General features: G+C 71.5%; 21 protein-coding genes and 1 tRNA gene. 13 read left to right on the top strand and 9 right to left on the bottom strand.

Annotated elements, in window-relative coordinates:
• Positions 1-30 precede the first annotated feature (30 nt).
• The 12 genes from M503_RS0100890 to M503_RS0100835 all read left to right on the top strand — a co-directional run bounded on the left by M503_RS0100890 (position 31) and on the right by M503_RS0100835 (position 10,518).
• Entirely contained in the window at positions 31-1,488 is a 1,458-nt protein-coding gene (locus M503_RS0100890) for an RNA polymerase factor sigma-54 (protein ID WP_028918579.1), read from the top strand.
• Positions 1,489-1,543: 55 nt separating this feature from the next.
• A complete protein-coding gene (gene hpf / locus M503_RS0100885; RefSeq protein WP_028916143.1) occupies positions 1,544-1,861 on the top strand; it encodes a ribosome hibernation-promoting factor, HPF/YfiA family in 318 nt (105 codons plus the stop codon).
• 83 nt (positions 1,862-1,944) lie between these two features.
• Entirely contained in the window at positions 1,945-2,898 is a 954-nt protein-coding gene (gene hprK, locus M503_RS0100880) for an HPr(Ser) kinase/phosphatase (RefSeq protein ID WP_028916144.1), read from the top strand.
• Complete coding sequence (gene rapZ, locus M503_RS0100875; protein ID WP_028918578.1) at positions 2,895-3,767, top strand: RNase adapter RapZ; 873 nt, start codon at positions 2,895-2,897, stop codon at positions 3,765-3,767. Before hprK ends, rapZ begins: the two co-directional genes overlap by 4 nt.
• 99 nt (positions 3,768-3,866) lie before the next feature.
• Entirely contained in the window at positions 3,867-4,259 is a 393-nt protein-coding gene (locus M503_RS0100870) for a PTS sugar transporter subunit IIA (protein WP_024868181.1), read from the top strand.
• Entirely contained in the window at positions 4,252-4,521 is a 270-nt protein-coding gene (locus M503_RS0100865) for an HPr family phosphocarrier protein (RefSeq protein ID WP_024868180.1), read from the top strand. The genes M503_RS0100870 and M503_RS0100865 overlap by 8 nt, the downstream gene beginning before the upstream one ends.
• A 97-nt stretch (positions 4,522-4,618) precedes the next feature.
• The gene (gene ptsP, locus M503_RS0100860) at positions 4,619-6,352 is read left to right on the top strand and encodes a phosphoenolpyruvate--protein phosphotransferase (protein ID WP_028918577.1); all 1,734 of its coding nucleotides are present in this window, start codon (positions 4,619-4,621) and stop codon (positions 6,350-6,352) included.
• Between the two features lie 16 nt (positions 6,353-6,368).
• Entirely contained in the window at positions 6,369-7,301 is a 933-nt protein-coding gene (locus tag M503_RS15355; RefSeq protein WP_051414068.1) for a 2OG-Fe(II) oxygenase, read from the top strand.
• Positions 7,302-7,396: 95 nt separating this feature from the next.
• Positions 7,397-8,758 (top strand): magnesium transporter, encoded by a 1,362-nt coding sequence (gene mgtE, locus M503_RS0100850; RefSeq protein ID WP_028918576.1) that lies wholly within the window; start codon positions 7,397-7,399, stop codon positions 8,756-8,758.
• A 9-nt stretch (positions 8,759-8,767) separates the two neighbouring features.
• Positions 8,768-9,382: a DUF1294 domain-containing protein gene (locus tag M503_RS15350; RefSeq protein ID WP_051414065.1), complete on the top strand. Its 615-nt coding sequence runs from the start codon at positions 8,768-8,770 to the stop codon at positions 9,380-9,382.
• A 54-nt stretch (positions 9,383-9,436) separates the two neighbouring features.
• The gene (locus tag M503_RS0100840; RefSeq protein ID WP_051414064.1) at positions 9,437-10,249 is read left to right on the top strand and encodes a PHB depolymerase family esterase; all 813 of its coding nucleotides are present in this window, start codon (positions 9,437-9,439) and stop codon (positions 10,247-10,249) included.
• The gene (locus tag M503_RS0100835) at positions 10,246-10,518 is read left to right on the top strand and encodes a hypothetical protein (RefSeq protein WP_028918574.1); all 273 of its coding nucleotides are present in this window, start codon (positions 10,246-10,248) and stop codon (positions 10,516-10,518) included. Before M503_RS0100840 ends, M503_RS0100835 begins: the two co-directional genes overlap by 4 nt.
• A 48-nt stretch (positions 10,519-10,566) precedes the next feature.
• On the opposite strand, the gene pgi is transcribed toward M503_RS0100835, so the two are convergent.
• The 6 genes from pgi to pcnB all read right to left on the bottom strand — a co-directional run bounded on the left by pgi (position 10,567) and on the right by pcnB (position 16,222).
• The gene (pgi, locus tag M503_RS0100830; protein WP_028918573.1) at positions 10,567-12,081 is read right to left on the bottom strand and encodes a glucose-6-phosphate isomerase; all 1,515 of its coding nucleotides are present in this window, start codon (positions 12,079-12,081) and stop codon (positions 10,567-10,569) included.
• Positions 12,081-12,461 (bottom strand): aspartate 1-decarboxylase, encoded by a 381-nt coding sequence (panD, locus tag M503_RS0100825; RefSeq protein WP_024868172.1) that lies wholly within the window; start codon positions 12,459-12,461, stop codon positions 12,081-12,083. Before panD ends, pgi begins: the two co-directional genes overlap by 1 nt.
• 133 nt (positions 12,462-12,594) lie before the next feature.
• Entirely contained in the window at positions 12,595-13,437 is an 843-nt protein-coding gene (panC, locus tag M503_RS0100820) for a pantoate--beta-alanine ligase (RefSeq protein ID WP_028918572.1), read from the bottom strand.
• Between the two features lie 40 nt (positions 13,438-13,477).
• Positions 13,478-14,293 (bottom strand): 3-methyl-2-oxobutanoate hydroxymethyltransferase, encoded by an 816-nt coding sequence (gene panB / locus M503_RS0100815; protein WP_028918571.1) that lies wholly within the window; start codon positions 14,291-14,293, stop codon positions 13,478-13,480.
• Positions 14,294-14,363: 70 nt separating this feature from the next.
• Positions 14,364-14,894 carry a 2-amino-4-hydroxy-6-hydroxymethyldihydropteridine diphosphokinase gene (gene folK / locus M503_RS0100810; protein WP_037060058.1) on the bottom strand — a complete coding sequence of 177 codons (531 nt, stop codon included), beginning with the start codon at positions 14,892-14,894 and terminating at the stop codon, positions 14,364-14,366.
• Positions 14,891-16,222 (bottom strand): polynucleotide adenylyltransferase PcnB, encoded by a 1,332-nt coding sequence (pcnB, locus tag M503_RS0100805; RefSeq protein ID WP_051414063.1) that lies wholly within the window; start codon positions 16,220-16,222, stop codon positions 14,891-14,893. Before pcnB ends, folK begins: the two co-directional genes overlap by 4 nt.
• A gap of 94 nt (positions 16,223-16,316) precedes the next feature.
• On the opposite strand from pcnB, the gene M503_RS0100800 reads away from it, so the two are divergent.
• Positions 16,317-16,391 (top strand) — tRNA-Glu (locus M503_RS0100800).
• A 162-nt stretch (positions 16,392-16,553) separates the two neighbouring features.
• On the opposite strand, the gene M503_RS0100795 is transcribed toward M503_RS0100800, so the two are convergent.
• The 3 genes from M503_RS0100795 to M503_RS0100785 all read right to left on the bottom strand — a co-directional run bounded on the left by M503_RS0100795 (position 16,554) and on the right by M503_RS0100785 (position 23,681).
• Complete coding sequence (locus tag M503_RS0100795) at positions 16,554-17,987, bottom strand: sugar porter family MFS transporter (protein ID WP_028918568.1); 1,434 nt, start codon at positions 17,985-17,987, stop codon at positions 16,554-16,556.
• A gap of 352 nt (positions 17,988-18,339) precedes the next feature.
• Positions 18,340-20,751 (bottom strand): glycoside hydrolase family 95 protein, encoded by a 2,412-nt coding sequence (locus M503_RS0100790; protein WP_028918567.1) that lies wholly within the window; start codon positions 20,749-20,751, stop codon positions 18,340-18,342.
• 68 nt (positions 20,752-20,819) lie between these two features.
• Positions 20,820-23,681 carry a TIM-barrel domain-containing protein gene (locus M503_RS0100785; protein WP_028918566.1) on the bottom strand — a complete coding sequence of 954 codons (2,862 nt, stop codon included), beginning with the start codon at positions 23,679-23,681 and terminating at the stop codon, positions 20,820-20,822.
• Positions 23,682-23,698: the final 17 nt, after the last annotated feature.

Below are 23,698 nucleotides of genomic sequence, written 5' to 3'. Positions count from 1 at the left end.
GCAGCCCATGGCACCCAACCTGGCAGGGACATGAAGGCACGGCTGCAGACATCGCTGGGACAGCACCTGGTCATGACGCCGCAGCTGCGCCAGGCCATCCGCCTGTTGCAGATGTCCACCCTCGAACTGCAGGCCGAGGTCACCCAGGCGATTGAGACCAACCCGCTGCTGGAGTGGTCCGAGGACGCAGGCTACGACGCCGCCGCGCCGGCCGACGGCTCGCCCCCGGGCGAGGGCGACGGCGACCGCGAACATGCCGACGGCGAGGCCGACGCGATCCGCGAGGCCACCGACGACTGGTCGCCCGACGAGGGCGGTGTCTGGGAAGGGAGTTCCGGCAGCGGCGGTGGCGGCGGCCAGGACGACGACCGCGAGGACGCCGCCGAGCGCATGGCCGAGCCGGAGAACCTTGCCGACCGCCTGCTCTGGCAGCTGCACCTGTCGCACCTGTCCGAACGCGACCGCCGCATCGGCGCGGCGCTGATCGACGCCCTGGACGAGGACGGCTACCTGCGCGAGCCGCTGTCGGCGATCGCCGAGACCCTGCTGCCGGAAACCGTGGCCGACGAGGACGAGATCCTCACCGTGCTGCACCAGCTGCAGCGCTTCGACCCGGTCGGCGTGGCCGCGCGCAACCTCGGCGAATGCCTGCGCCTGCAACTGGAAGTGCTGCCCGGATGCACGCCCGGCCGCGCCCTCGCCCTGCGCATCGTCGACGGCCCGCTGGAGCGCCTGCCGCGCAGCGGCGTGGCCGGCATCGCCCAGGAACTGCACGCCGCGGTCGACGAGGTCGAACAGGCGGTGCAGCTGGTGCGCTCGCTGGACCCGCGCCCGGGCAAGCAGATCGGCGAGGTGGAAACCGACGCCTACGTGATCCCCGACTGCGTGGTCTGGCGCCAGCGCGGCGTGTGGAAGGTGGCGCTGTCGCAGCAGGCGATGCCGAAGGTGTCGATCCACCGCGGCTACGAACAGATGATCCGCCGCTGCGGCGAAAGCGACGCCGGCTACCTGCGCACCCAGCTGCAGGAGGCGCGCTGGCTGCTGAAGAGCCTGGAGGCGCGCGGCGAGACCCTGCTGAAGGTGATGCGCTGCCTGCTGCGCATGCAGTCCGGCTTCCTCGAGTTCGGCGAACAGGCGCTGCGCCCGCTGACCCTGCGCGAGATCGCCGCGGAGATCGACCTGCACGAATCCACCGTTTCCCGCGCGATCGCGCGCAAGTACGTGCGCACCCCGCGCGGCACCCTGCCGCTCAAGGCTTTTTTCGCATCCGGCATCGACACCGAGGGCGGCGGCGAGGCGTCCAGCACCGCGATCCAGGCCCTGATCCGCCGTCTCATCGAAGGGGAGAACCCGCGCAAGCCGTTGTCTGACGCCAAGCTGGCCGACCTGCTCAAGGAAGCTGGAATTCCGGTGGCGCGGCGGACCGTGGCGAAGTATCGTGAAGCCATGAACATTTCGGCTTCGCACGAGCGGGTCCGGATCGCCTGAATCGGATACCGCCCCCGGCGGAGCCGCCCACGCGGCAACGACCAGGAGGTACATGATGCGCATCGAAACCTACGGCCAGCAGCTGGAGATCACGCCCGCGCTGCAGGAATATGTCGAGAGCAAGCTGCAGCGCCTCGACCGCCATTTCGACCAGCCCATCGAGGTCCGCGTGCAGCTCGCCGTGAGCAAGCCCGACCACCGCGCCGAAGCCACCGTCACCGTCCCCGGCAGGACCATGCACGCCGACGCCGCCGGCGAGAACATGTACGCGGCCATCGACGTGCTCGCCGACAAGCTCAACCGCCTGATCCTAAAGCACAAGGAAAAGCAGCAGGACCGCCACGCCCCGCGGGCGGTGTCCGACGCCCTCTGACCCCGCTGGCGCGCCCGCCGGTGGCCCACGCGCCACCGGTTTGGGCGACAATGCGCGCACTTCCCAGCCGAGGCCAGGGCCGCATGAGGAACGCCAGCATCACCGCGCGCGAACTGTTCGAGCAGCAGCAGGAGAAACTCGGGCTGCGCTGGCTGGCCGGCCAGGGCGGTGGCAACCGCAGCATCGAATCCGGCGACACCAACGCCCGCCGCCCCTCGCTGGCCGGCTACCTCAACGCCGTCTACCCCAACAAGGTGCAGATCCTCGGCAGCGAGGAACTGGCCTGGCTCGATTCGCTGGACGCGCGCCTGCGCTGGGAAACCATCGAGAAGATCATCCAGTTCCGCCCGCTGGCGCTGGTGATCAGCAAGAACCAGTCCTGCCCCGAGGACCTGCGCACCGCCGCCGAGGAAAGCGACACCCCGCTGTGGGTCTCGCCCAAGCGCGGCCATGAACTGCTCAACCACCTCTCCTACCATCTGGCGCGCACGCTGGCGCCGCGGGTCACCCTGCACGGGGTGTTCATGGAGATCTACTCGATCGGCGTGCTGATCACCGGCGAGGCCGGCTCGGGCAAGAGCGAGCTGGCGCTGGAACTGCTCAGCCGCGGCCACCGCCTGGTCGCCGACGACGCGCCCGAATTCACCCAGATCGCCCCGGACGTGCTCGACGGCACGTGCCCGGAGCTGCTGCAGGACCTGCTCGAGGTGCGCGGCCTGGGCGTGCTCAACGTGCGCGAGATGTTCGGCGACACCGCGGTGAAGAAGAACAAGTACCTGCGCCTGATCGTGCACCTGACCCGGCCGATGACCGAGCCCAACCCGCACGGTTACGAACGCCTGACCGGCGACTCCGGCACCCGCCATGTGCTGGACCTGGACGTGCCGCTGATCACCCTGCCGGTGATGCCCGGCCGCAACCTGGCGGTGCTCACCGAAGCCGCCACGCGCCTGCACATCCTGCGCACCAAGGGCATCGACCCGGCGGCGATGTTCATCGCCCGCCACAGCAGCCTGCTGGAGCGCCGCGGATCATGAACACCGGCCAGCCCGCCCTGGTGATCGTCAGCGGCCTGTCCGGCTCGGGCAAGTCGGTGGCGCTGAAGACCTTCGAGGACCTGGACTACTACTGCGCCGACAACCTGCCGGTGGACCTGCTGCCGGCGTTCGTGCGCAGCATGGTCCGCGGCGATGGCCTGCCCCAGCGCATGGCCGTGGGCATCGACGTGCGCAGCCGCAACAGCGACCTCACCCGCCTGGCCGAATGGCGGCAGATCGCCGACTCGCTGGGCGTGGACGCGCGCCTGCTGTTCTTCGAGGCCAGCGACGAGGTGCTGCTGCGCCGCTTCGCCGACACCCGCCGCCGCCACCCGCTGACCCGCCTGGGCCTGTCCCTGCCGGAAGCGCTGGCCCGCGAACGCGAGCTCACCGCGCCGCTGCGCGGCGAGGCCGACGCGGTGATCGACACCAGCGCGCTCAACGTGCACCAGCTGCGCCGCCTGGTCATCACCGGCTTCGCCCTGGAGCAGAGCCCGGGCCTGTCGCTGCTGTTCGAGTCGTTCGCCTACAAACGCGGGGTGCCGGAGGAAGCGGACTTCGTGTTCGACGCGCGGGTCCTGCCCAACCCGCACTGGCACCCCGACCTGCGCCCTCTCACCGGCCGCGACGCCCGCGTCCGCGACTACCTGGACGCCGACCCGGACGTGGCCACCTACGTGGCCCAGGTGTCCGGCTTCCTCGACACCTGGCTGCCGCGCCTGCGCAACGAGACCCGGGCCTACGTGACCGTGGCCTTCGGCTGCACCGGCGGCAAGCACCGCTCCGTCTACCTGGCCGAGCGCCTGGCCGCCCACGCCCGGGACCAGGGCTGGGAAGAGGTCGCGACCTACCACCGCGAACAGGACTGAGCGGCCGCCGGCGCGACCGGCGCCGTGGTACCGGTTCCAGCCGCAAGGCAATGACCGGGAACACTGACGCCGGTCACGGGCGTCTGTTAACTTTCCGCCATGGCCTGTGGCATCCTCCTGATAACCCACCCCGGCGTCGGCAGCGCGTTGCTGTCGGTGGCGACCACCCTCCTGCGCACCCTGCCGCTGCGGGCGGAAGCCTTCGAAGTCCCGTTCGACGCCGACCTCGAACAGTTGCTGCCCGCGGCCTCGGCGGCGCTGCGCCGGGTCGACCAGGGGGACGGCGTCCTGGTGCTTACCGACCTGTACGGCGCCAGCCCCAGCAACCTGGCGGCGAAGGTGGCCAGGCTGGGAACGCCGGTACGGCGGGTGGCGGCGCTGAGCCTGCCGATGCTGCTGCGGGTAATGAACTATCCGGAACAGGGACTGGACGACCTGCCCGCCACCGCGGCGGCGGGAACGCGCAATGGAGCGATCATCGACGATGCTTGAACGTGAACTCACCGTCTCCAACCGCCTGGGCCTGCACGCCCGGGCCACCGCCAAGCTGGTGCAGGAGCTGGCTCCGTTCCGCTGCGCGGTGACCCTCCAGGCCAAGGGGCGCGAGGTCAACGCGAAGAGCATCATGGGCGTGATGCTGCTGGCGGCCGGCCAGGGCACCCCGATCACCGTGCGTACCGAAGGCGAGGACGAAGCCGCCGCCATGGAGGCGATCACCTCGCTGTTCGAACGGCGCTTCGACGAGGACGCCTGAGCATGGTCGCGCCGGGCCAACACCGCGCTCGGCCGCCCTTCGTCGCGCCCTCCCTCGCCGGGACGGCGCGCTCCCACCCCCTCCAGGAGGCAGACCGGTGAGGCAGGCCTTCGCCGGCCATGGCGCGTCCCGTGGGCTGGCCCTGGGCCGCGCCCGGGTGCGCCTGCCGCACGTGCTGGAGATGGCCGAGCAGCACGTGCCCGCGGCCAAGGTCGCCGCCGAGGCGCAGCGCCTGCACGAGGCGCTTGAGGCCGCCCGCTCGGAAATGCGCGCGCTGCGGGTGAAGCTTCAGGGCGCGCTGTCCAGGGAAGCGGTCGAGTTCATCGACCTGCACGCGCTGCTGCTGGACGACCCGGAACTGGTGTCCGCGCTCGACGGTCTGGTCCGCAATGAACACTACTCGGCCGCCTACGCGCTGCGCCTGCAGCGCGACCGGCTGGCCGCGGTGTTCGATTCGATGGACGACCCGTACCTGAAGAGCCGGCTGGACGACCTCGACCACGTCATCGGCAGGATCAACGCGCACCTGCACCGCAGCGAGCCGGTGCCGCGCGGCACCGCCGGCGAGGTGCTGGTCTGCGACAACGTCGCCCCGTCGGAGGTGGCGCAGCTGCTGACCCAGGGCGTGGTCGCGATCGTCTCCTCCGGTGGCAGCCCGCTCTCGCACAGCGCGATCCTCGCGCGCAGCCTGCACCTGCCGCTGGTGGTCGGCGCGTCCGACGCGCTGTCCCGGATCAACGACGGCGACGTGGTGATGGTCGACGGCGAGGCCGGCACGGTGGTGGTCGAGCCGGACGCCGAGGACCTGCGCCGCTACCACCAGCGCGAGCAGCAGGAAGCGCGCGAACGCCGCGACCTGGAGCGCCTGCGCAGCAAGCCCACCCGCACCCTCGACGGCGTCGACATCGCCCTGTACGCCAACGCCGAGTCGCGCGAGGACGTGGGCCGCGCGCACGCGCTGGGTGCGGCCGGGGTCGGCCTGTTCCGCACCGAGTTCCTGTTCCTGCAGCGCAACGAGCTGCCGGACGAGGACGAGCAGTTCCAGGTCTACCGCGACGCGGTGCTGGGCATGAGCGGCCGCCCGGTCACCTTCCGCACCCTCGACCTGGGCGCGGACAAGGTCGACCGCACCGGACTGAGCCTGGAGAACGAGGACAACCCGGCGCTGGGCGTGCGCGGCGTGCGCCTGTCGCTGCTGTACGACCGGGTGTTCGATACCCAGCTGCGCGCTATCGCACGCGCCGCCGCCTACGGGCCGGTGCGGGTGCTGGTGCCGATGGTCAGCTGCCGCGAGGAGGTGATGCTGGTGCGTCGCCGCCTGACCCGCGCCGTTTCCGCGGTGCGCAGGCAGGGCGTCGCGGTGGAGGTCCCGCCGCTGGGCGCGATGATCGAGGTGCCGGCCGCGGCGATCGGGGTCTACGGCCTGCTCGACGCGGTCGACTTCATGTCGATCGGCACCAACGATCTTATCCAGTACCTGCTGGCGGTGGACCGCAACAACGACGCCCTCGGCGACCTCTACTCGCCGCTGCACCCGGGCGTGCTGCGCCTGCTCGCGCACGTGATCCGCGCCGGCGAGGAATCGCACACGCCGGTGGCGGTATGCGGGGAGATCGCCGGCGACCCGCGGATGGCGCCGCTGCTGCTGGCGCTGGGCCTGCGCGAGTTCAGCCTGCACCCGGCCAACCTGCTGGAGCTGCGCCGGGCCATCCGTGACTGCCGGCTGGAGCATCTGCGCGCCCAGGCAGGCAAACTCCTGCAGGCGCGCGACCGCAACGGAATCGAGCGCTGGCTGGCCGGAGCCACGACCGGGGCCCGGACGAACGAGTAACAGGGGAACGTAACCGATGCTGCACCTGATCGACCCGGCCGTGCCCGGCCGGGAGGACGAGATCCGTCGCGCCTTCGCCGGCGCCCGCCCGTTCCGGCACTGCGTGATCGACGGCTTCCTCGACGAAGGCTTCGCCCGGCGCCTGCTCGAGCGCTTCCCGGACTTCGAGCGCGGCAACCACCTCGACGAGGACGGCCGTCCCGGCGGCAAGTCCACCCACGAACAGCTGCGCGGCCTCGGCGAGGACTACGCCGCGCTGGACGACCTGGCGCGCTCGGAGGAGTTCCTCGCCCTGGTCGGCCGCATCACCGGCATCCCCGACCTGCTCTACGACCCGATGTACTTCGGCGGCGGCACCCACGAGAACCGCCAGGGCCAGGCGCTGGACGTGCACATCGACTTCAACCACCACCCGGCCACCGGCTGGCACCGGCGGCTGAACCTGATCGTCTACCTCAACCCTGGCTGGCAGCCGGAATGGGGCGGCGCGCTGGGACTGCACCGCGACCCGTACGACGCGGCCAACGACGAGGTGGTCGAGGTCCTGCCGCTGTTCAACCGCTGCGTGATCTTCGAGACCACCGAACACAGCTGGCACGGCTTCCGCCGCATCACCCTGCCGCCGGAACAGGCCGGCACCAGCCGCCGCTCGCTGGCGCTGTACTTCTACACCGCGGAGCGTCCGGCCGAGGAAACCGGTCCGACCCACTCGACCGTGTACGTCGACCGCGGCCTGCCCGAACGCTTCGTCGCCGGCTACACCCTGACCCAGGCCGACCGCGACGAGCTCGATGCGCTGGTCACCAACCATACGGGCCACAACCGGCGCCTGTACCGCGAGATCGAGCGCCTGCAGGCCGAACTGGAGCGCACCACGCTCAACCGCCTCGCCGGCGCGCTGCGCAGGCGCTGGGCGCGCTACCGGGTGCGGCGCCAGCGGCCGCAGTAGCCGCCCGGCGACGGCATGGGCGATAATGCGCGCATGAACGCCTGACCTGCCGCGCACCTCCACCGCGGCACCCCCGCCCGCCACTGGAGCCGCGCATGGCCGAAGCCGTCCGCCACGACAAGACCGCGCGCCAGCTGCGCATGCTGTCCGATGCGCTGGACAGCGGGCGCCTGGGCCCGGTGCGGCGGCTGGTCAACACCCTCTCCCCCGCCGAGATCGGCAACCTGCTCGAGTCGCTGCCGCCGGGCAAGCGCGAGGTGGTGTGGGGCCTGGTCGATCCCGAGGACGACGGCGAAGTGCTGCTGCACGTCGGCGACGAGGTGCGCGAGAGCCTGATCGCGGACATGGACCCGGACGAGCTGGTCGCCGCGGTCGAGGACCTCGACATCGACGACCTGGCCGACCTGGTCGAGGACCTGCCGGACACGGTCATCGACGAGGTCCTCAAGTCGATGGACCGCGAGAACCGCGAGCGCCTGGAGCAGGTCCTCTCCTACCCGGAGGACACCGCCGGCCGCCTGATGAACCCGGACGTGGTCACCGTGCGCGCCGACGTCAACGTCGACGTGGTGCTGCGCTACCTGCGCCTGCGCGGCGAACTGCCGGACCACACCGACCACCTGTACGTGGTCAGCCGCCGCCACCAGTACCTCGGCCGCGTGCCGCTGGCCGCGCTGGTCACGCACGAGGATTCGACCCCGATCAACCGCCTGATCGACGACGAGCAGCCGGCGATCGACGTGGGCGAGAGCGCGCAGGAAGTGGCGCGCCGCTTCTCCGACCACGACTGGGTGTCGGCGCCGGTGGTGGACGAGAACAACATCCTGCTCGGCCGCATCACCATCGACGACGTGGTCGACATCATCCGCGAGCAGGCCGAGCACCAGGCCCTGGGCGCGGCCGGCCTGGACGAGGACGAGGACCTGTTCTCGCCGGTCAGGCGCGCCGTGCGCGGCCGCGTGGTGTGGCTGGGCATCAACCTGTTCACCGCGTTCATGGCCGCCGGCGTGATCGGCCAGTTCGAGGCCACGCTGGAGAAAGTGGTGGCACTGGCGGTGCTGATGCCGATCGTGGCCGGCATCGGCGGCAATGCCGCGGTGCAGGTGCTGACCCTGATGGTGCGCGGCCTGGCCCTGGGCCAGGTCGGCTCCAGCAACGCCAGCATCCTGATGTGGAAGGAAATCCGCGTGGCGCTGATCAATGGCGTGCTGATCGGCGGCATCGTCGGCGTCATCGCCTTCGTCTGGTTCCAGAGCCCGCTGCTGTCGCTGGTGATCGCCATGGCACTGGTGCTGAACTTCTGCGCCGCGGCCAGCGCCGGCGTGCTGCTGCCGCTGCTGCTGCGGCGGATGAACATCGACCCGGCGGTGGCCGGCACGGTGGTGGTTACCGCGGTCACCGACGTGATGGGCTTCTTCTGCTTCCTCGGCCTGGCCACGCTGATCCTGCTGCACTGAGCCGTGGCCATGGAGCAGCTGGGCAAGGTCGCCGAGTGGAACGGGGATCGCGGCTACGGTTTCATCCAGCCGCTCGAAGCCGGCCTGCCGCGGGTGTTCTTCCACGTCCGCGAGTACCGCCAGGACGGGCGCCGCCCGGAAGCGGGCGAGCTGGTCCGCTACCGCGCCAGGCGCCAGGAGGACGGCCGCTGGCGCGCCGACGCGGTGCGCCGCGCGGTCGCCCCGCGCCGCCGGGAGGCGACGGCACCAACCCGTTCCGCGAAACGCACCGGCGGTGGCGACGCCTGGGCGGTCTGGCTGGCCGTGGCCGCGCACGGGGTCGCGCTGGGCTGGGCCTGGCAGTCCGGTCGCCTGCAGCCGCTGGTCCCGCTGGTGCTGCTGTGCCTGTGCTGCGTCGCATGGATCGCCTGCGTCCTGGACAAGCACGCGGCCCGGCACGGCCGCTGGCGCATCCCGGAAAGCACCCTGCACCTGCTGGAACTGCTCGGCGGCTGGCCGGGCGCCGCCGCGGCCCAGCAGATCCTGCGCCACAAGACCCGCAAGCTGTCCTACCGGATCGGCTTCTGGCTGGCGGTGCTGGCGAACGCGGCGGTGTTCTGGGGCTGGGTGCTGGGCCTGTTCTGATCCCGTGCACGCCGCAGCGCCTATCCTGCCCCGGTTCCGATCCAGGCCCGTCCCATGCCCCGGTGGCCCTCCCGTCTCCTGCTTGCCTGCCTGCTGGTCCTGCTGATGGGCGCCTGCGGCTCCACGCCTGATCCGTCCACGATCCCGGCCGGCTTCGTCCAGCGCAGCCTGGAATTCGAGGGCCGCAGCCTTCGCTACGCGGTGTTCGTGCCGGCGCACGCACCCGGCGCGAGGCTGCCGGTGGTGCTGTTCCTGCACGGCTCCGGCGAGCGCGGCGACGACGGCGACGCCCAGACCCGCGCCGGCCTGGGCCCGTACCTGCGCCGCCATGCCGATAGCTTCCCCGCCCTGGCGGTGATGCCGCAGGTCGGCAAGGGCGAGGAATGGATGGGCGACAACGCGCGCATGGCCCTGGCCGTGCTCGACGCGGCCAGCGCCGAATTCGGCGGCGATCCCGATCGCACCTATGCCACCGGCATGTCGATGGGCGGCTACGGGACCTGGGAAGTGGCGCTGGCGGCGCCGCGCCGCTTCGCCGCGCTGGTGCCGGTGTGCGGTGGCGTGCGCGCGCCGCGCCCCGAACGCCCCACCCTCCGCGTCACCGGGGTCGCCGACCTGCCCGACCCCTACACCACCCTGGCCACCCGCCTGCGCCACGTGCCGGCGTGGCTGTTCCATGGCGCGCTCGACGACGTGGTGCGGCCGGACGACGATCGCCGCCTGCACGCCGCGGCCCAGGCCGTGGGCGCGGACTTCCGCTACACCGAATACCCCGAAGGCAACCACAACGCCTGGGACGCCACCTACGCCAGCCAGGCCATGTGGGACTGGCTGTTCGCGCAGCGGCGCCCGGAGGAGACGCGATGACCGTACTGGTCGAAAACTACTTCCAGGTCGACTGGCGCAGCCGCACGCTCGAATGCGAGGCCTGCGAATGGCGCGGCGACAGCCGGCAGATGAGCCTGGAGCCGCACGAGGACCTCAGCGAATACCTGTGCCCGCGTTGCGAGGACATCCTGCTGGTCGTCCGCCACCCGGACATGGACCAGGTGCGCGCCGCCGCCGCGGCCGGGCATCCGGAAGCGCTTGAGCAGCTGGCCCTGGTCGAGGAATACCTGCAGCGCGCGCAGGACTGAGCGGCGCTGCCCGCGCGCCGCGTGGCGCGCGGGTCGCGATGCGCCGGCTCAGCGGCGCAGGCGCGCGATCAGTTCGGCGGTCACCGGGTCGGACGCCTGGCCCTCGCCGCGGAGCGCCGGCAGCAGGGTGTTGGCCACCTGCTTGCCCAGCTCGACGCCGAACTGGTCGAAGGCGTTGATGCCCCACACCACCGACTGCACGTAGACGCTGTGCTCGTACATGGCCAGCAGCGCGCCCAGCGACTGCGGGGTCAGCGCATCGAGCAGGATGGTCGTGCTCGGGCGCCCGCCCGGATAGACCCTGTGCGGATCGTCGCTGCCCTGGCCGTTGGCCAGCGCTTCGGTCTGCGCCAGCAGGTTGGACAGCAGCGCCTCGTGGTTGACCGCGTAGGGATCGTCGTTGTGGATGGTGCCGATGAAATCGGCCGGCACGATCCCGGTGCCCTGGTGCAGGGCCTGGAAGAAGCTGTGCTGCACGTCGGTGCCCGCCCCGCCCCACCACACCGGCACGGTGTCGGCCTCGACCGGGCTGCCGTCGAGCTTCACCCGCTTGCCCAGCGACTCCATCACCAGCTGTTGCAGGTAGGCCGGCAGCAGGGCCAGGCGCTGGTCGTAGGTCATCACCGCGTGCGAGGCCAGGCCCAGCGCGTTGCGGTTCCACACCGCGGTCAGGCCGTGGCGCACGGCGAGGTTGGCTTCCAGCGGCGCCTCCAGCGCGTGGCGGTCGAACTCCGCGGCGCCGGCGAGCAGCTGCTCGAACGCCTCGAAGCCGATCGCCAGCGCTATCGGGAAACCGACCGCCGACCACAGCGAATAGCGGCCGCCGACCCAGTCCCACATCGGCAGCACCCGCTCCGGGGCGATGTCGAACGCCGAGGCGGCGCGCTCCGGGTTGGCGCTGACCGCATAGATGCGCCCGCTGCCACCGAGCCAGTCGCGCACGATCGCGCCGTTGAGCAGGGTCTCCTGGGTGCCGAAGGTCTTGGAGATGAAGATCGCGGCGGTGCGCTGCGGATCCAGCGGCGCCAGCACGCGCTGCGCGGCGGCGCCATCGACGTTGGAGATGAAGTGCACGCGGAAGCGGCCCGGCAGCGGCCCGCGCAGCGCGTCGGCCACCAGCCGCGGGCCCAGGTCCGAACCACCGATGCCGACGCTGACGATGTCGGTGACGTCGCTGGCGTCCAGCGCCTCGATCAGCCCGCGCATGCGCTGGCGCACTTCGGCGGCGGTGCGGTAGGCCTCGCGCGCCACCGGCGCCGGCGACAGGTCGCCGCGCAGCGCGGTGTGCAGGACCGAACGGCCCTCGGTGCTGTTGATCTTCCCGCCGTCGAACAGGCGCCGGAACGCGCCGGCCAGGTCGTGCTGGCGGCCCAGCTGCAGCAGCGCGTCCCAGGCCTGCGCGTCGTAGCGCTGGCGGGCAAAGGTCGCGTACAGCGGTCCGACCTGCAGCGCCTGCGCGGCGATCCGCTCCGGTTCCGCTTCCAGCAGTTGCGCGATGCTTGCGCCGGCAAGGCGCGCGGCATGGGACTGGAGCTGGGCGAAACCGGGAGCGGATGCGGTCATCAGGCGGCCTGCTTGGGGATCGTGTGGTTGGTATGGGTGATGCGGTTGGCCGAATCCACGTACACCAGGTCCGGCTTGAACGTGGCGGCCTCGGCGGCGTCGACCTGGGCGAAGGCGGCGATGATCACCAGGTCGCCCACCTGCACGTGGCGCGCGGCGCCACCGTTGAGCGAGATGATGCCGCTGCCCTCGTCGGCGCGGATCGCGTAGGTGGTGAAGCGCGCGCCGTTGCTGACGTCCCACACGTGCACCTGCTCGAACTCGCGGATGCCGGAGGCATCGAGGAGCAGCCCGTCGATCGCCACCGAGCCTTCGTAGTTGAGCTCGGAATGGGTGACGGTGGCGCGGTGGATCTTGGCCTTGAGCAGGGTGAGCAGCATGGGGGATTCGACTCCTGAGTGGGGGATGTTAGCAATGCGGTTTGCGTTGCGCAGGAAACCGAACGCAATGCGGCGCCGCACGGCGCCAAGGAATGGACTGCAACGCCACGGCGGTCCGCCGCGGCGCGGGGGGTCAGAACTCGAGGTTGTCGATCAGGCGCGTGCGGCCCAGCCGCGCGGCGACCAGCGCCACGCGCGGCCCCGGCTCGCCGTCGGCCGGCTCACTGAGGTCCGGACGGCGAACCACGGCGTAGTCGACGTCGAAGCCGGCGTCCTGCAGCTGGCGGCTGCCCTGCGCCTCGACCTGCGCGCGCGGGGTGCCGGCGAGCGCGGCGTCGCGCATCGCCAGCAGCACGCGGTGGATGGTCGGCGCACGCGGCCGCTCGTCCGGGCCGAGGTACTGGTTGCGCGAGCTCATCGCCAGGCCGTCGGCCTCGCGGACGATGCCGCCGCCGACGATCTCGATCGGGAACTGCAGGTCGGCGACCAGCTGCCGGATCACCGCCAGCTGCTGGTAATCCTTCTTGCCGAACGCGGCCACGTCCGGCTGCACCTGGTGGAACAGGCGGCTGACCACGGTGCACACGCCGTCGAAGTGGCCGGGGCGGTGCTCGCCCTCGAGCACCTGGCTGACGCCGGGCACGCGCACCTTCGAGGCGAGCTCCACGCCGAACGGGTACATCGACTCGACCGTCGGCAGCCACAGCACGTCGCAGCCGGCGCCTTCCAGGCCGGCGGTGTCGGCGTCCGGGGTGCGCGGGTAGCGGGTGAAGTCCTCGTTCGGGCCGAACTGGGTCGGGTTGACGAACACGCTGGAGACGACGCGGTCGGCGTACTGCCGGGCCAGCATCACCAGCGAGTAGTGGCCGGCGTGCAGGTTGCCCATGGTCGGGACGAAGCCGACGCGCAATCCCTGGCGCTTCCATTCGCGCACGCGGGCGCGCAGGGCATCCAGTTCGGTGATGGTTTCGATCATTGTTCCTGCTCGATGGGGGAGCCGCGCCGGCAGGTGCCGGTCAGGCGTAGGCGTGTTCGGCGTCGGGGAAGCTGCCGTCGCGCACCGCCTCGGCGTAGGCGCGCACCGCGCCGGCGACCGAGCCGCCCTCGGCCAGGAAGTCCTTGACGAAGCGCGGACGGCGGTGGCCGCTGTCCAGGCCGAGCATGTCGTGCAGCACCAGCACCTGGCCGTCGCAGTGCGGGCCGGCGCCGATGCCGATGGTGGGGATGTGGACCGCGGCAGTGATCTTCTGCGCCAGCGGGGTCGGCACGCATTCGAGCACCAGCAGCGAGGCGCCGGCCTCGGCCACGGCCTGGGCGTCGGCCAGCAGCTGCGCGGCGGCCTTCGCGTCGCGGCCCTGCAGCTTGAAGCCGCCGAGCTTGAGCACCGACTGCGGGGTCAGGCCCAGGTGGGCGCAGACCGGGATGTCGCGTTCGGCGAGGAAGCGGATCACCTCCAGCTTGTGGCCGGCGCCTTCCAGCTTGACCATCTGCGCGCCGGCCTGGAGCAGCGCCACCGAGGCGTCCAGCGCGCGCTCGGGGGTGGCGTCGGACTGGAACGGCAGGTCGCTGACCAGCAGCGCGCGCTGCAGGACCCGGGCCACGGCGGCGGTGTGGTAGGCCATGTCGGCCACGCTGACCGGCAGGGTCGAACCGTGGCCCTGCACGACCATGCCCAGCGAGTCGCCGACCAGGACCAGGTCGATCCCGTTGCGGTCCATGACCCGGGCAAAGCCCGCGTCGTAGGCGGTCAGCATCGCCAGGCGGCGGCCTTCGCGCTTGGCCTCGGCCAGCGCCGGCACGGTCCACGGCTTCTGCTCGGCATGTACGCTCATCGGTATTCTAGGTTCGGCAGGCGGGCATTATCGCCCAGGGCCCACGCCAGGGGGGTCGTCGCCTTGCGGATCACTGCGTTTCCGGGGGCTCGTCGAGCACCTCGATGCCGCCGGCATCCAGCCCGCGCAGGGCATCGCCGACGCTGCCGCGGCCCGGGAACGGCTCGGCCGCGGCGATCTCGGCCAGCGGCACCAGGGCGAAGGCGCGTTCGTGCAGGTGCGGGTGCGGCACGCGCAGGCCCGGCAGGTCGATCACCCGGCCGGCGTACAGCAGCAGGTCCAGGTCGAGCACGCGCGGGCCCCAGCGCTGGCCGTCGCCGCGGTCGCGGCCGGCCTCGCGCTCGATCCGCAGCAGGTGCTGCAGCAGCTCCAGCGGCTCCAGCCGGGTCTGCAGCAGCGCCGCGGCGTTGATGAAGTCTGGCTGGTCGACCCGGCCCCAGGCCGGGGTGCGGTAGAAGCGCGACAGCGCCAGCAGGCGCGTGCCGGGCAGCGCCGCCAGCGCGGCGGCGGCCCGGCGCAGCGTCGGCACCGGCTGGCCCAGGTTGGCGCCCAGGCCGATGCAGGCGTGTACCGCCGGTTGCGGGGGTTCGGGGGCGCTCATTCCGCCGCCGCGGCCGGACGCCGGCGACGACGGCGGCGGCGGCGGGCCGGGGCATCGCCGTCCCCTTCGTCCATGGCCGCCCCCGCCTCGAGGCTGGCCGCCAGCTCGTCCCCGGAGACCTGCTGGGCGGTCCGCCAGAACTCCACATCGGCCGCATGCGAATCGGCCGCGGCCTGGCGCAGGACCAGGAAGTCGTAGGCCGCGCGGAAGCGCGGGTGCGCCAGCAGGCGGAACACGCGCTTGCGCTGGCGCCCGGAGAAGCGCGACTGCAGCAGCCAGATCTCCTGCATCGGCAGGGAGAAGCGCTTGGGCAGGGCGATGGTCTGGACCTGGTGCAGGGTCACCCGGTCGGCGGCGCGGCGCTGCGCCTCCTCGGCGTGCATGCCCTGCGCCTGCAGCCCGGCCAGGGCGCGGCAGTACGCCGGCCACAGCAGCAGGGCGAACAGGAACGCCGGCGACACCGGCTCGTCCGCGGCGACCCGCGCGTCGGTGTTGGCCAGGCCCTGCAGCAGCATCCGCCGCAGCGCGCCGCTGCGGTTGGAGCGCAGCGCGGCGGCGGTTTCCGGCATCAGCGCCGCCAGCAGGCCGTGCCGCTCCAGGCCCTCGAAGCTGGCCACCGCGTGCCCGGACAGGAACAGCTTGAGCATTTCCTCGAACAGCCGCGCCGGCGCCGCCTCGCCCAGCAGCGGCGCCAGCAGCGGGATCGGCGCGGCGGTGGCCGGCTCGATGCTGAAGCCCAGCTTCGCCGCCAGGCGCACCGCGCGCAGCATGCGCACCGGATCCTCGCGGTAGCGGGTTTCCGGATCGCCGATCAGGCGCATGACCCGCGCCTGCACGTCCTCGTAGCCGCCGACGTAGTCGCGCACCGAGAAGTCCTCGATGGCGTAGTACAGGGCGTTGCAGGTGAAGTCGCGGCGGACCGCGTCCTCCTCGATGGTGCCGTAGACGTTGTCGCGGACCAGGCGGCCGTCCTCGACCTCGCGGTCGCCGCTGCCGTCGTCGCTGTTGGCGCGGAAAGTGGCGACCTCGATGATCTCGCGGCCATAGACCACGTGGGCCAGGCGGAAGCGGCGGCCGATCAGGCGGCAGTTGCGGAACAGCTGCTTGACCTGCTCGGGCGTGGCGTCGGTGGCCACGTCGAAGTCCTTCGGGTGCAGGCCCAGCAGGAGGTCGCGGACCGCGCCACCGACCAGGTAGGCGCCGAAACCGGCTTCGCGCAGGCGGTACAGGACGCGGAGCGCGTTGGGGCTGACGTCCCGGCGCGACAGGATGTGCTGGTCGCGGGGAATGATGCGCAGGACGGGCTGCGGGAGGGCTTGCGGATTGATGGGCGTGCTTCCGTGAACAAAAACATGCCGGACCGATTGCCGTCCGGCTGGCGCGTGAATATACTAGCGCGCCTTCGCCGGCGACACCCGCAACGCTCCCTTCGTCTAGTGGTTAGGACGTGGCCCTCTCAAGGCTAAAACAGGGGTTCGAGTCCCCTAGGGAGCGCCATCCCGGCGTCGAAGAAGACAGAAAACCCCGCGCAGGCGGGGTTTTTTGTTGCCCGGAAGCCGGCCCGGGCCCTGCCCGGGAGGTCCGGGCGGCAGCGGGGCCAGCCAGGCCGGCCCGCCGCCTTCACGGCCGCGGCGTCGCCGCCGCGGCCGCGCGCAGGCCTCAGCCTTCCATCTGCTCCAGGGCCTTGCCCTTGGTCTCGTGCACGAACTTCAGCACGAAGAACACCGACAGCACGGCGAAGAAGGTGTAGATGCCATAGGCCGCGGCCAGGCCGATGCCGGCCAGCAGCATCGGGAAGGTCCAGGTGATCAGGAAGTTCGCGGTCCACTGCGCCAGGCCGGCCACCGCCAGGCCCGAGCCGCGGATCTGGTTCGGGAACATCTCGCCCAGCATGACCCACATCACCGGGCCCCAGGACAGGTTGAAGAAGACCACGTAGACGTTCGCCGCCACCAGCGCCAGCACGCCCATCGAGCCGGACAGTTGCAGCCTGCCGGAGTCGTCGAGGCCGCCGGAGGCGAACGCCACGGTCACCAGGCCCAGGCTGATCGCCATGCCCACCGAGCCGACCCACAGCAGCGGCTTGCGCCCGACCTTGTCGATCAGGGCCACGGTCAGCAGGCAGGCGCCGATGCTCACCGCGCCGGAGATGACGTTGGTCATCAGCGCCTGGTCCTCGGTGAAGCCCACCGCCTGCCACAGCACCGCGCCGTAGTAGAAGACCACGTTGATGCCGACGAACTGCTGGAAGGTGGCAAGACCGATACCCACCCACACGATCGGGCGGATCCTGCCGGTGACCTTGCTGACCAGGTCCGACAGGCGCGGACGGTGGTGGTCCTGGGCGAGCGAGGCGTCGATCTCGCCCAGGGTGCGCTCGCCCTGGGCGGCGCCATACAGGCGGGTCAGGACGCCAAGGGCGCGGTCGCGCAGGCCGCGCGCGACCAGGTAGCGCGGGCTTTCCGGGATGAAGAACAGCGCGACCAGGAACAGGAAGGCCGGGGCCAGCTCGGCCCAGAACATCCAGCGCCAGGCCTCGTAGTCCCACCACAGGACGTCGGTGGAGGCGCCGGCGTGGCGGGCCAGCCACCAGTTGCTGAGGAACGAGAAGAACAGGCCGGAGATGATCGCGATCTGCTGCACCGTGGCCAGGCGGCCGCGGTAGCGCGCCGGCGCCACCTCGCTGATGTACGCCGGCGCCATCACGCTGGCCGCGCCGACGGCCAGGCCGCCAAGCACGCGATAGACCACGAACTCGGCCGAGGAGGTGGCGATGCCGGACCCCCAGGCCGAGACGATGAAGAACACCGCCGCCCACAGCTGCATGGTGCGGCGGCCGTAGCGGTCGGCCAGGGTGCCGGCGAACCACGCGCCGACCGCGCAGCCCAGCAGCATCGAGGCGACGTTGAAGCCGGTGACCGCCGCATCGGAGCCGAAGGCCTGCTTCAGGCCGTCGACGGTGCCGTTGATGACGCCGCTGTCGTAGCCGAACAGGAAGCCGCCGATGGTGGCGACCAGGCTGATGAGGATGATGAAACGGGTGTTTTCCCCGCCTTGCGCGGCCGCGTGGCCCGTGATCGATGGACTGCTCATTTCAACCCTTGTCGTCGTGTTGGTCTTACACGCCGGCAAGCCGACGCGCCCCTCCCTCGCGGTCCCGCCTGCGCGGTCCCGCTACCACCGCCACGGTGCCTCCCAGCGCTCCGGGGCACTCCTGCCGCGGAAGTCCCCCGGGCAGGTCGTCGCGGCACAGCTTACCCGTACTGGCAGCGCTGTCGTCACCCGCCGCAGGCGTATGGCGAAACGGTCCAATCCGTTGTTTTTCCGGGCCTGCCATGGCGTCCGCCGGCGCTGCCGCGATCGGCGCCCCGGACCCGACCGATGCCGGACCGGCATCCGCCCACATGGACGCGCCATCGCCCTTCCAGGCCCGACCCATCCGCGGTCATGCGCGGACCAGCGCCCCGCCCCGCCAGGCCAGCGTGGCCGCCTGCCCCGCCGCCAGTTCGAGCTCCACCGCCTGGCCGCCGTATTCGATCCGGTAACGGCCGCCGCGCTCGCTGGCGATCCGGGTCTGGCGCAGCTGGCCCCCTGCCCATTCGAGGTCGACCCCGGCCGCGCCGCGCACGCGCAGGCCGCGCACGCTGCCGTCCGTCCAGGCCCGCGGCAGCGCCGGCAGCAGGAACACGCTGCCGCCCCAGCTCTGCAGCAGCATCTCGGTGATCCCGGCGGTGCCGCCGAAGTTGCCGTCGATCTGGAACGGCGGGTGCGCGTCGAACAGGTTCGGATAGGTGCGCGCCGGGCTCAGCAGCATCCGCAGCACCTTGTACGCATGCTCGCCGTCCCACAGCCGCGCCCACAGGTTGAGCCGCCAGCCGATGCCCCAGCCGGTGGCCTCGTCGCCGCGGATCTCCAGCGAACGGCGTGCGGCGGCGGCCAGCCCGGGGGTGTCGCGCACGTTGACCTGGCTGGACGGGTGCAGCGCATACAGATGCGAGACGTGGCGGTGGTCCATCTCCGGCGCATCCATGTCCCAGTCCTGCTGCCACTCCTGCAGCTGGCCGGCGCGGCCGATGCGGTGCGGCGGCAGGCGTTCGCGCAGCGCGGCCAGCCGCTCCGCGAGGTCGGCATCCACGCCGAGCAGGCCGGCGATGGCGATGCACTGGCCGAACAGGTCGCGCAGCAGCTGCGCATCCATCGACGGCCCGGCGCACAGGGCGGCGCCATGCGGATGCCGGTTCTCCGGCGAGATCGACGGCGCGGTGACCATCGCCCCGGTGGCCGGGTCCTCGACCAGGGTGGCGGCGAAGAACTCGGCCGCGCCCTTGAACAGCGGCCAGACCTTCTCCAGGTAGCCCGGCTCGCGACCGTAGTCCCAGCGGTCCCACAGGTGCTGCAGCAGCCAGGCGCCGCCGGTCGGCCACAGGCCCCACTGCGCGCCATCGATCGGCGCGGTGCGCCGCCACAGGTCGGTGTTGTGGTGGACCACCCAGCCCGGCGCGCCGTACATGCGGCGGGCGGTGTCGGCGCCGGCTTCGGCCAGTTCGGCGACCATGCGTTCCAGCGGCTCGACGCATTCGGCCAGCGCATTGGCTTCCGCCGGCCAGTAGTTCATCTCGGTGTTGATGTTGATCGTGTACTTGCTCTCCCACGGCGGGGCGAGCAGGTCGTTCCAGATGCCCTGCAGGTTGGCCGGCTGGGTGCCGGGCCGCGAGCAGCCGATGAGCAGGTAGCGGCCGAACTGGTGGTACAGCGCGGCCAGTTCCGGATCGTTGCCTTCGGCGAAGCGGGCCACGCGCTCGTCGGTGGGCAGCGCGGCCACTTCCGGGGCGCTGCGCCCCAGGTCGATGGCGACCCGCCGGAACAGGTGCTGGTGCCCGGCCTCGTGCGCCGCCAGCAGCTGCTCCCACGGCTTGCGCGCGGCCGCGTCCAGCTGCGCGCGCGTCGCCGCTTCCGGATCGCCGCCGATGTCGTCGTAGCGGCGGAAGCTGGTGCCCGCGGCGAGCAGCAGCACCACCTCGTCGGCGCCCTCGACCTCGATGCGCCCGTCGCGGCGCCGTAGCGTGCCGCCCGTGGCCAGCACCTTCAGCCGCGCGGCGAAGCGCAAACCGCCTTCGATGCCGAAGGCGTCGCCGTTGCGGCCGCGTAGCAGCAGGCCATCGTCGCCGTCGGGCACGACGCCGGCCTCGGCATGGTCGCTGTCCAGGCCGATGCGCACCCGCACCCTGCCCGGCTGGCTGGTGGCCAGGCGCACCACCAGGCACTGGTCTGCTGCCGAGACGAAGGCCTCGCGCACGTGCTGCAGCTTCCAGCCCGACCCGAAGGTGGTCGTGGCCAGCGCGCGGTCCAGGTCCAGCTCGCGCCGGTAGCCGTCGAGGCCGGAGATCTCGAGGAAATCCAGGCGCAGCTCGCCCAGCGGCTGGTAGGGCATCTGCTTGCGCGGCTGGCCCATCATGGTGGCGTCGGCCAGCCCCTCCGCGTCGGCGTAGCGCCCGGCGAACAGCAGGCGGCGCACTTCCGGCAACGCGGCCAGCGCCCCTGCTGGCGTCGGGTCGTAGGGCTGGCCGGCGTAGAGCGTGTCCTCGTTGAGCTGCAGCCGCTCCGTCCGTCCGCCGCCCCAGACCATCGCGCCGAGCCGGCCATTGCCCAGCGGCAGCGCCTCGACCCATTGCGTGGCCGGGCGTGGATACCAGAGCTTCAGCGGTTGCGGCGGCGATGCGCCAGCGGCCGCGGCCGGAGCAGCTGGCGCGACGCTGTTCGCCGCGCCGGGAGATGCCGCCAGCGCGGCCGCCGGCGCGCTGCCGGCGGCCAGCGCCGCCGCGGTGGCCTTGATCAGTTCGCGCCGGGTCAGGCTCATGCGGTCACTGGATTCCTTCAATGCAGGAAGCTGCGCGCCGGCCATCGTGGCGCGGCGCGCCGCATCGCTCAGCCGCGCGGACGGCGCACGGTGACGGGCTTGCCGGTGTAGCGCACCGTGGTGTCGGCGGCCGGCTCCAGGGCGCCGGCATCGGCGCGCGGACCGTCGATCCAGCGCACCCGGATCTCGCGCTGCCCGACCATGCCGGGGTAGGTGCCTTCGCGTGCGCCGATCACCAGCTCGCCCCTGGCCTCGTTCCAGGCCAGCGGGATGCGCGCGGACTCGCCACGCTCGTAGCCGTAATTGCGGCCGTCGTCCTCGTACAGCGAGAAGCTGCCGTCGGCGCCGGTGTAGACCTCGAGGGTCAGCGGCGCATCCGGCTTCTCGTCCACGTACTGCTGGACCACGGTGCGCGGCACGATCGAACCGGCGCGCACGAACAGCGGGCTGCGCTCCAGCGGCGCGGCGGCGGCGACCTCCTGGCCGCCCGGGTAACGCCTGCCGGTGTGGAAGTCGATCCAGCTGGTGCCCGCCGGCAGGTACACCTGGCGCTCGCGTGCCTGGTAACTGGTGACCGGAGCGACGAGGAAGGCCGGGCCGAACAGGTACTGGTCGGCGATGTCGCGCACCTTCGGGTCGTCCGGGAAGTCCATCGCCAGCGCGCGCAGGAGGGTGCCGTCGCGGTGCCAGGTGTCGCCGGCCAGGGTGTAGATGTACGGCAGCAGGGTGTAGCGCAGTTTCAGGTAGTGGACGAAGCTGTCGTAGTGCGGCGTGCCTTCCGGCGCGATCTCCCAGATCTCGCGGTACGGGAACTGGCCGTGCAGGCGGAACACCGGCACGAACGCGCCGTACTGGAACCAGCGCAGGTTCTGCTCGCGCCACTCGTCCAGATGCGCCGGGTCCTTCTGTTCGTAGCGGCGCTCCGGCGAGAAGCCGCCGATGTCCATGCTCACGTTCGGCGCACCGGCCATCGAGGCATTCACCAGGCCGGAAATCTGCTCGCGCAGGTCGTCCCAGCGCGGCACGATGTCGCCGCTCCAGAACGCGGACGCGGCGCGCTGCTGACCGGCGAAGAACGCGCGCGACAGGATGAACACGCGCTTGTCCGGATCGACCTCGCGCGAGCCGCGATACACGCCTTCCGAATGCGGCAGCGGATAGGCGTTGAAGTACTCCACCGACGAACCCAGCGCGTTCGGCATCGTGCGCGCCTTGCGCTCGCCGACGTCGAGGTTGCTGTGCAGGTCCGGCTCGGAAGCGTCCAGCCACCAGGCATCGAAGCCCTTGCTGTTGAGCTTGCTGTTCACCTGGCGCCAGAAGATGGCCTGCGCCTGCTTCGCGAACGGGTCGTAGAACGAGTTGAGGTAGCCGGGCCCGATCCAGTCGCGCTCGCCGACCTCGACGTTGCGCCTGTACATGAAACCCGCGGCATCGAGTTCCTTGTAGTGTTCGGTGGTCGGGTAGAACTTCGGCCACACCGAGATCATCACCTGCGCGTGCTGGTCGTGGACGTGGCGGACCATGCCTTCCGGATCGGGGAAGTTGGCCGGATCGAAGTCGTGCGAACCCCAGGCGTCCTCCGGCCAGTAGGACCAGTCGAGCACGATCGCGTCGATCGGCAGGCCGCGGCGGCGGTACTCGTCCAGCACCCCGGTCAGCTCGGCCTGGGTCTTGTAGCGCTCGCGGCTCTGCCAGAAGCCGTACGACCACTTCGGCAGGATCACCGCCTTGCCGGTGAGCTCGCGGTAGCCGGCGATCAGCCGGTCGGCATCGGCGCCTGCGACCACGTAGTAATCGATCATCTGCCCGGCCTCGGACCAGATCGACAGGTCGGAGGCCTCCTGCGCCGGCAGCGGGTCGCGGTGCAGCAGGGCGATGTAGGCCGGGTCGATGGTGTCCCACTCGACCTTGACCTGGTGGCGCCGGCCCGGCTCCAGCTCCAGGGCGAATTCGTGGTGCCACGGGTTCCAGTTCTGGCGCCAGCGGTCGATGACCAGCTCGCCGTCCACGTACACCTTCACGTACTCGCTGTTGTACATGGAGAAGGTGTGGCGGCCGCCGGTCTTCGCCTCGATCGCGCCTTCCCAGGTCACCAGGGTGCGGCCGCCTTCGGCCTTGTTCTTCGCCTGCTCCGGGAACGCGGCCAGGTCCTTGATGTACTGGTAGTTGATCTCGGCCTCGCGGCGCTGGACCCTGGTCCTGCCGTCGATCGAATAGGTCGCGGTGAAACCGCCCGGCCTGCCCCTGGCGTCGTACACCAGCAGCGACTCCTGCAGCGGGCGCAGGCCCTTCGGGTCGCCGTAGCGGGTGATCGAGTTGTTGTCCCAGAGGATGCCGTAGCCGCGGGTGGAGAACAGGTACGGGATGGCGTTGTCGATGTTGTGCTGGAGCAGTTCGACGTCGCGGCCCTTGAGGTTCATCCAGCCCTGCTGGTGCAGGCCGGTGCCGTACCAGGCTTCGTCCGGGGTGGATGCGAAGCGCTGGCGCAGGCTGTAGTACTCGCGCCCGTCGAACGTCGCCGGCTGGAATTCGCGCGCGCCGCCACGCTCGGCCAGCAGCGGCCTGCCCTGGGCGTCGAAGAAGCTGACCTGGCCGTCGGCCAGGGCGACTTCGGCGGCGATGCCCGGCGCCTGCAGCCGCACCCGCTTGCCATCCTGCTCCACCTCGAATGCCGGCGGCGTTCCCGGCGAGGGCACGCGCATCAGGCTGGGGCTGCGCTGGAAGTCGCCATCGGGATCGGCGCTGACCCGGACGATGTGGTCGTTGACCAGCTGCAGGCGCACATCCGCGGCTTCCGGATCGGCCGGCCGCACGACCACGCCGTCGGGCTGCCGCTCCACCGTCTGCGCCAGCGCCGCCAGCGGCAGCAGCATCGCCACCGCGGCCGCCAGCCCCGTCATCCGCCACGCCGGCGTCGTCTGTCCCCTCATGGTGCTTCCTCCCTTGC

This window comes from Pseudoxanthomonas suwonensis J47 (assembly GCF_000513955.1).
In the GTDB taxonomy this organism is placed as follows: Bacteria; Pseudomonadota; Gammaproteobacteria; order Xanthomonadales; family Xanthomonadaceae; genus Pseudoxanthomonas; species Pseudoxanthomonas suwonensis_C.
The sequence above is the reverse complement of the archived record's forward strand: the minus strand, read 5'-3'. Positions and strand labels throughout refer to the sequence as shown.